General features: G+C 71.3%; 2 protein-coding genes. One reads left to right on the top strand and one right to left on the bottom strand.

Going from position 1 to position 869, the window contains the following annotated elements:
- Positions 1–561 (bottom strand): DUF4142 domain-containing protein (locus FV222_RS31665; protein ID WP_246685716.1); only part of this gene is annotated, 561 nt, incomplete at its 3' end.
- 4 nt (positions 562–565) lie between these two features.
- Here FV222_RS31665 and FV222_RS27705 point away from each other — a divergent pair.
- Positions 566–869 (top strand): acyltransferase family protein (locus FV222_RS27705; protein ID WP_147816374.1); only part of this gene is annotated, 304 nt, incomplete at its 3' end.

Here is an 869-nt window from a genome sequence, read left to right as displayed (position 1 = left end):
GGCACCACCGGCTACCGCCAGCGGCGCGCCGATCAGGCCGTCGACCGGACCGCCGACGACACCGCCCTGCGCGGCGACGTAGTTGCGGTCACCGCCGACGAGGGCGACGTTGGCCGAGCGGTGGTCGCGGATCGCTTCCTGGGCATAGGTGCGGATCTGCGGGTTGCGCGACTTGGACAGCGCGATCTGGCTCGACTGGATCTCGAAGGCGTTCGCCTGGAGCGCCTGCAGGCGGAAATCGCTCAGGCCCTGGGCCATGGCGGGGGTCGAGACGGCGACGGCGAGGGCGGACAGGACTGCGTACTTCTTCAGCATTGAAAACCTCTGGTCACGAATGGTGAGCGTGCAAGCCGTCATCGTTGCATCGCCCGGACCGGAATCAACCGATGCGGACGGCGGCAGCACTTCACTGGACCAACGATGACGATCGCCCATGGTTCCTCTGGTCTTGGCTGACCTTGCCGGGGCGGCGGCGCGCGAAGCCGCGCTTGATCGACCTCGCGACAGCGGCCATGCCTGCGCCGTCCCGTCCGCCGCGAGGCCGCCGCCCGTGAAGCTCATCGCGATCCAGATCCTGCGCGCGGCGGCGGCCCTGCTCGTGGTGATGCACCATGCGCAATCCGAGGCGGCCGCCCTGGCGCAGCGGACCGGCCAGGCCTTCGCGCCGAGCGTGCTGCTGCCCTGGGCCGGCGGCGTCGACGTGTTCTTCGTGATCTCTGGCTTCATCATCGTCCACGCGGCCGCTCCCCACGCCGCCGGGCCGCACGGCCGGCGGCGCTTCCTCGCCCACCGGATCGCGCGGGTGGTGCCGCTCTACTGGCTGGTCACCGCCCTCTACCTCGCGGTCGGGCTGGCGGCGCCGGCCGCCC

Source organism: Methylobacterium sp. WL103, assembly GCF_008039885.1.
GTDB lineage: Bacteria > Pseudomonadota > Alphaproteobacteria > Rhizobiales > Beijerinckiaceae > Methylobacterium > Methylobacterium cerastii.
This window is presented reverse-complemented; position numbering and strand designations above follow the sequence as displayed.